The organism is Pseudomonas sp., assembly GCF_041601375.1.
Classification (GTDB): domain Bacteria; phylum Pseudomonadota; class Gammaproteobacteria; order Pseudomonadales; family Pseudomonadaceae; genus Aquipseudomonas.
On the sequence record NZ_JBFIIG010000217.1, the window covers coordinates 1 to 6,563 of the forward strand.

A 6,563-nucleotide genomic window follows, 5' to 3' on the forward strand; every position below is an offset into this window, starting at 1 on the left:
CAGGACACAAGCTTGGTTATGATGCAGGAACTTCTGACCCGCGAGACCGCCATGCGCCGTTTGCTCTGCCTGATCCTGCTGCTGGTTGCCCTGCCCGCTGGCGCCGGCCTGTTCGACAGCCGCCCTGCCCCGGCGCCGCTGGGCGCGCCGCTGAACAACAGTGCCGACTTCCTCCCCGTGCGCGAGGCGTTCCAGCTGAGCCTGGTCGACAGCTCGACCGAGTCGATCACCCTGCGTTTCGTCGCCGCCGAGGGCTACTACCTCTACAAGCACCGCTTCCAATTCACCAGCGAGCCCGCCGATGTCGGTCTGGGCGCCGCGCGACTGCCGGCCGGCGAGGCGAAGTTCGACGAGTACTTCGGCGACGTCGAGGTGTATTACGGCGTGCTGGATGTCGAATTGCCGCTGGAAAACCCGGACAAGCGCCCGTTCAACCTCAACGTCAGCTACCAGGGCTGCGCCGACCAGGGCTTGTGCTACCCGCCGGAAACCGAACAGCTGAAGATTGCCGGCGGCCTGTCCGGCGCCGGCGCCACAGCGGGCACAGCGGGTGCACCGGGTTCCGCCGGCAACAGCTGGAGCTGGAGCTGGAGCGACCTGGCGCTGTTCTTCCTCGCCGGGCTGGGCCTGACCTTTACCCCCTGCGTGCTGCCGATGCTGCCGATCCTCTCCGGGGTGGTGCTGCGCGGCCAGGTTGGCGGCCTGCGCAGTTTCAGCCTGTCGCTCGCCTATGTGCTGCCGATGGCCCTCTGCTTCGCCGTGCTTGGTGCCCTGATGGGGGTGTTCGGCGCCGGCCTCAACCTGCAGGCACGCCTGCAATCGGCGTGGATCCTGGTGCCTTTCGCCGCTTTCTTCGCCTTGTTCGCCCTGGCCATGTTCGGCGTCTACGAACTGCGCCTGCCGCGCCTGCTCAGCGAACCGCTGGACCGCCTGGCCAGCAAGACCCGCGGCGGCTCCTACGCCAATGCGGCCCTGCTCGGCGTGCTCTCCAGCCTGCTGGTGTCGCCCTGCGTGTCGGCCCCCCTGGTCGGCGCCCTGCTGTATATCAGCGCCAGCGGCGATGCCCTGGGCGGTGGTTTGAAACTGTTCGCCCTGGGCCTGGGCATGGGCGCGCCGCTGGTGTTGTTCGCCACCGGCGGCGGTGCCCTGCTGCCGAAGTCGGGCACCTGGATGATTGGCGTGCGCAACGCCTTCGGCGTCCTGCTGCTAGCCGTCGCCCTGTGGTTGCTCGAGCGGGTGTTGCCGGGTCAGCTGGCGCTGGCCTTGTGGGGCCTGCTCGCCGCTGGCGTAGCGCTGTTTCTTGGCGCCCTGGAGTTCGGCCCGAAAACCCACAAGCAGAAACTCGGCCAATTGGCCGGCCTGGCGCTTCTGGTCTATGCCCTGGCCGCCTGGACCGGCGCCCTGCAAGGCCAGAACGATCCATTGCGCCCGCTCGGCCGCCAGCTCCTGGCCAATACCGCGAGCAGCCAGGCCGAAGCGAACGCCTGGCAGACGGTCAGCAGCCCCGCCGAACTGGATGCGGCCTTCGCCGCCGCGCAAAGCGCCGGCAAACCGCTGCTGCTCGACTGGTACGCCGACTGGTGCATCAGTTGCAAGGTGATCGAGCGCGAAGTGCTCACCGCCGGGCCAGTGGCCAGCCAGTTGGGCGACTACCGCCTGGTACGCTTCGATATCACCGAGAGCAACCCGGCCCAGCGTGCCCTGCTCGATCGCTACCAGCTGTTCGGCCCCCCGGCGATCCTGCTGTTCGATGCCAAGGGCGACGAATGGCAGGATCTGCGGGTGGTCGGCGAAATCGACGCAGCGGACTTCGCCGCTCGCCTGAACCAGGCCAGCGCACGGTTCTGATGCCCTCGGAGGTGGTGGACCTATCGAGCGCCGTCGCGAGACCCTCTCCAGGCGTTCGCGGCAAGGCGTTTGGAGGCGTTCGCAGAGACGGTCGCAGTCTGCGGGAGTTTTTCCACCGCCCCTCAGTCATATGAATGAGACAAACTACCGCTATCGTGTCGACTACTGCAGACAACTGGACAGCCCTGCGCCCTCTCCGGCATAGTCCGGCGGTGCGAACAACAAGGAACACCGGATCATGGCCACCCTACTGGTGCTGCACGGCCCCAACCTGAATCTGCTGGGCACCCGCGAGCCGGGCGTCTATGGCGCCACCACCCTGGATCAGATCAACCTCGACCTGGAGCGCCGCGCCCGCGAGGCGGGCCATCACCTGCTCTACCTGCAAAGCAATGCCGAGTACGAGCTGATCGAGCGCATTCACGCCGCAAAAGGCGAAGGTGTCGACTTTATCCTGATCAATCCCGCCGCTTTCACCCACACCAGCGTCGCATTACGTGACGCATTGCTGGCGGTGAGCATCCCATTCATCGAAGTGCACCTGTCCAACGTGTACAAACGCGAAGCTTTCCGCCATCACTCCTACTTTTCCGATGTTGCCGTAGGGGTGATCTGCGGCCTTGGCGCCAGCGGTTACCGGCTGGCCCTGGAGGCCGCACTCGAACAACTTGAACAGCCCTGACCTCACTGGGAGTTGAGCCACTATGGATATACGTAAAGTCAAGAAACTGATCGAACTGCTGGAAGAATCCGGCATCGACGAGCTGGAAATTCGCGAAGGCGAAGAATCCGTGCGCATCAGCCGCCACGGCAAGCAACCGACCTATGCCCAGCAGCCCATGTATGCCCCGCAGCCAGCACAAGCAGCACCGGCTGCGCCAGCCGCTCCCGTTGCCGCCGCCGAGGCCGCCCCGGCTGCCGCCAAGCTGAACGGCACCGTGGTGCGCTCGCCGATGGTCGGCACCTTCTTCCGCGCCGCTTCGCCGACCTCGTCCAACTTTGTCGAAGTGGGTTCGAGCGTGAAGAAAGGCGACATCCTCTGCATCGTCGAAGCGATGAAGATGATGAACCACATCGAGGCCGAGAGCAGTGGCACCATCGAATCCATCCTGGGCGAGAACGGCCAGCCGGTGGAATACGATCAGCCCCTGTTCACCATCGTTTGAACCGCGGAGAGCCTCCGATGTTGGAAAAAGTTCTGATCGCCAACCGCGGCGAGATCGCCCTGCGCGTCTTGCGCGCGTGCAAAGAGCTGGGCATCAAGACCGTCGCGGTGCACTCCACCGCCGATCGCGATCTGATGCACCTGGGCCTGGCCGATGAATCGGTGTGCATAGGTCCGGCATCCGGCGCCCTGTCCTACCTGAACATTCCGGCGATCATCAGTGCCGCCGAAGTCACCGGCGCCACGGCGATCCACCCCGGCTACGGCTTCCTCGCGGAAAACGCCGATTTCGCCGAACAGGTGGAAAACTCCGGTTTCGCCTTTATCGGCCCGAAAGCCGAAACCATTCGCCTGATGGGCGACAAGGTCTCGGCCAAGGACGCCATGAAGCGCGCCGGCGTGCCGGTAGTCCCCGGCTCCGACGGCCCGCTGCCGGAAGACGAGGAAGTCGCCCTGGCGATTGCCCGTGACGTCGGCTACCCGGTGATCATCAAGGCCGCTGGCGGCGGCGGTGGTCGCGGCATGCGCGTGGTGCACAAGGAAGAAGACCTGATCAAATCGGCCAAGCTGACCCGCAGCGAAGCCGGTTCGGTGTTCGGCAATCCGATGGTCTACCTGGAGAAGTTCCTCGGCAACCCACGCCACGTGGAAGTCCAGGTGCTGTCCGACGGCCAGGGCCAGGCCATCCACCTCGGTGATCGCGACTGCTCGCTGCAGCGCCGCCACCAGAAGGTGCTGGAAGAAGCGCCGGCGCCGTTCATCAACGAGCAGGCCCGCGCCGAAGTGCTCAAGCGCTGCGTCGATGCCTGCATCGAGATCGGCTACCGCGGTGCCGGCACCTTCGAGTTCCTCTACGAAGACGGCCACTTCTACTTCATCGAGATGAACACCCGCGTCCAGGTCGAGCATCCGGTTTCGGAAATGGTCACCGGCATCGACATCGTCAAGGAGATGCTCAGCATCGCCGCCGGCAACAAGCTGTCGTTCACCCAGGAAGACGTAGTGATCCGCGGCCATTCCCTGGAATGCCGGATCAACGCCGAAGACCCGGACAACTTCATGCCCTGCCCCGGCAAGGTCAAGCACTTCCATGCCCCGGGCGGCAATGGCGTGCGGGTCGACTCGCACCTGTACAGCGGTTACACCGTACCGCCGCACTACGACTCGCTGATCGGCAAGCTGATCACCTACGGCGCGACCCGCGACGAAGCCCTGGCGCGCATGCGCAATGCCCTGGACGAAATCGTCGTCGACGGGATCAAGACCAACGTGCCGCTGCACCGCGACCTGGTGCGCGACAAGGGCTTCTGCAAAGGTGGCGTGAATATCCATTACCTGGAGAAGAAGCTGGGTATGGATAAGCACTGATCTACGTAGTGCGATCAGAGCCTGTTTAGGATCTCGCGAGCTAGCGTCATGCAAGGCAAAAACAGGCGAGGAAGCGGAGTTTACTGGTGTAAATGAGCATTCCGAGCCTGTTTTTAACGCAGCAGGACCGACGCGCAGCAGATCATAAATAGGCTCTCGACAAGGGCTGCCATTGGGCGGCCCTTGTCGTTTCTGCGCGGCGCGACGGTGGCAGCCGGGCCATCGCTTCAAGTAAGCTGCGCGGCCAACTGCACCATCACGCCGTAGCGCTCACGAGGTTTTCCATGCCCTGGTTACAAGTCCGTCTCGCCATCACCCCGGAGCAGGCGGAAACCTACGAAGACGCCCTGCTGGCAGTGGGTGCCGTTTCGGTGACCTTTATGGACGCCGAAGACCAACCGATTTTCGAGCCGGACCTGGGCACCACCCCGCTGTGGTCGCACACCCACCTGCTCGCCCTGTTCGAGGCCGACACCCAGGCCGAGGCGGTATTCGCCCACCTGCAATTGCTCACCGGCGCCGAACTGCCCGAGCACCAGGTCGAGGTGATTGCCGACCAGGATTGGGAGCGCAGCTGGATGGACAACTTCCACCCCATGCGCTTCGGTCAGCGCCTGTGGATAGTGCCCAGCTGGCACGCCGCGCCCGAACCGGACGCGGTAAACCTGCTGCTCGACCCCGGCCTGGCGTTCGGTACCGGCACCCACCCGACCACCGCCCTGTGCCTGGAATGGCTCGACGGCCAGGACCTGCGCGACTGCGACGTGCTGGATTTCGGCTGCGGCTCGGGCATCCTGGCCATCGCCGCCCTGCTGCTGGGCGCGCCCCGGGCGGTCGGCACCGATATCGACCCGCAGGCCCTGGACGCTTCGCGCGACAATGCCGGACGCAACGGCATCGACCCGGCACGCTTCCCGCTCTACCTGCCCGCCGACCTGCCGCCGCAACAGGCCGACGTGGTGGTGGCCAATATCCTCGCCGGCCCCTTGGTGGCCCTGGCCGCGCAGATCACCAGCCTGGTCAAGCCCGGCGGACGCCTGGCCCTGTCGGGCATTCTCGCCGAGCAAGCCGAGGAAGTGCGCGCGGCCTACGCCGACGCCTTCGCCCTCGACCCAACTGCGGAGAAGGATGGCTGGGTACGCATCAGCGGCACCCGGCGTTAATAGCCAACAGACGGCCCCGGCATTGCCGCTTGTTCAGGCACTTGCGTTAGACTAATCGCGTTGTTTCCCCTGATCGCAGGCCGCCGGATCGTCGCATGACCGAAAGTTTCGTCACCCAGTGCCCCCATTGCCGCACCAGCTTTCGCGTCAATCTCATCCAGCTCGGCGCCGCCCGTGGCGCCGTGCGTTGCGGAGCCTGCCTGCACGTCTTCAATGCCGCGCAGCAACTGCTCGAGCAGGATCAACGGCTGCCCGAAACCGCGCCCCCACCCGGCCCCTCCACACCTGCGGCGAGCGCCCCGGCCGCCGCGACACCGCTCCACAACAAGCCCGGGCAGCCAGTCCCGCAGGGCAAAAGCGACAGCGATACGCTGTGGATTCATGACGACCTGGACCTCGACAGCCTCGATCTCGACGAGGAACTGGCCAAGCTGGAGGAACAGGAACAGCAACTGTCGCAGCAGTTCCTCGCGCTGAACCAGACGCCCGAGCATCCCGCGCCCTTTCACCCTGCGCCGGATACCGAGACTCAGGCCCATGACGAAGACTGGGCCGAGGCCCTCCTGCATGATGACTCGCCCGGGGCGCCGTTGAGCACCACCCCTGTCACTCCCGGCGATGCCCCCCCGGCACTGACCCCATCGCACGAGTCGCCCGGGACAACCCCGCCAGACACGGCGGCGCAGGCTCCGAGTGACGACCTGGCGCCGTTCAAGCTCGGCGCGCTGGACACCGATCATCGGCAGCCGGGGCGGCACGAACCCAGCCTGAGCGCCCGGCGCGACGACCTCGACAGCGACCCGGACGACCTCGACACCCAGGACGAGCAACAGCCAGACTCGGACACGCCGCACCGACCCGGCAGGAAAGCGCCGCGCAGCGAACCCGGCCTGCGCGACGAGCACCTGTTCGAATTGGACGACGAGCCGTTGCAACTGGACTGGCAGCCAGCGCGCAAGCCCTGGGGCCGCTGGCTCGGCTGGGGCCTGCTGAACCTGCTGGCCGCGACCGCCCTGATC

General features: G+C 65.7%; 6 protein-coding genes. All 6 read left to right on the forward strand.

The window, feature by feature from the left end; genetic code table 11:
- Positions 1 to 51: 51 nt before the first annotated feature.
- A complete protein-coding gene (gene dsbD / locus ABZE94_RS19365; RefSeq protein WP_372877552.1) occupies positions 52 to 1,848 on the forward strand; it encodes a protein-disulfide reductase DsbD in 1,797 nt (598 codons plus the stop codon).
- Between the two features lie 238 nt (positions 1,849 to 2,086).
- Positions 2,087 to 2,530, forward strand: a complete 444-nt coding sequence (gene aroQ, locus ABZE94_RS19370; protein WP_238040156.1) for a type II 3-dehydroquinate dehydratase — start codon at positions 2,087 to 2,089, stop codon at positions 2,528 to 2,530.
- 22 nt (positions 2,531 to 2,552) lie between these two features.
- Positions 2,553 to 3,014, forward strand: coding sequence for an acetyl-CoA carboxylase biotin carboxyl carrier protein (gene accB / locus ABZE94_RS19375; protein WP_372877545.1), 462 nt, complete (start codon positions 2,553 to 2,555; stop codon positions 3,012 to 3,014).
- 17 nt (positions 3,015 to 3,031) lie between these two features.
- Positions 3,032 to 4,381, forward strand: coding sequence for an acetyl-CoA carboxylase biotin carboxylase subunit (gene accC / locus ABZE94_RS19380; RefSeq protein ID WP_372877547.1), 1,350 nt, complete (start codon positions 3,032 to 3,034; stop codon positions 4,379 to 4,381).
- A 284-nt stretch (positions 4,382 to 4,665) separates the two neighbouring features.
- Complete coding sequence (gene prmA, locus ABZE94_RS19385; protein ID WP_372877549.1) at positions 4,666 to 5,544, forward strand: 50S ribosomal protein L11 methyltransferase; 879 nt, start codon at positions 4,666 to 4,668, stop codon at positions 5,542 to 5,544.
- Positions 5,545 to 5,639: 95 nt separating this feature from the next.
- The coding region (locus ABZE94_RS19390) for an MJ0042-type zinc finger domain-containing protein (RefSeq protein ID WP_372877551.1) at positions 5,640 to 6,563 on the forward strand (924 nt) is incomplete at its 3' end.

Bases quoted from the DNA above. Each gene is read 5' to 3' on its own strand.
- accB (WP_372877545.1), top strand. From the start codon at position 2,553: ATGGATATACGTAAAGTCAAGAAACTGATCGAACTGCTGGAAGAATCC.
- aroQ (WP_238040156.1), top strand. From the start codon at position 2,087: ATGGCCACCCTACTGGTGCTGCACGGCCCCAACCTGAATCTGCTGGGC.
- accC (WP_372877547.1), top strand. From the start codon at position 3,032: ATGTTGGAAAAAGTTCTGATCGCCAACCGCGGCGAGATCGCCCTGCGC.
- dsbD (WP_372877552.1), top strand. From the start codon at position 52: ATGCGCCGTTTGCTCTGCCTGATCCTGCTGCTGGTTGCCCTGCCCGCT.
- prmA (WP_372877549.1), top strand. From the start codon at position 4,666: ATGCCCTGGTTACAAGTCCGTCTCGCCATCACCCCGGAGCAGGCGGAA.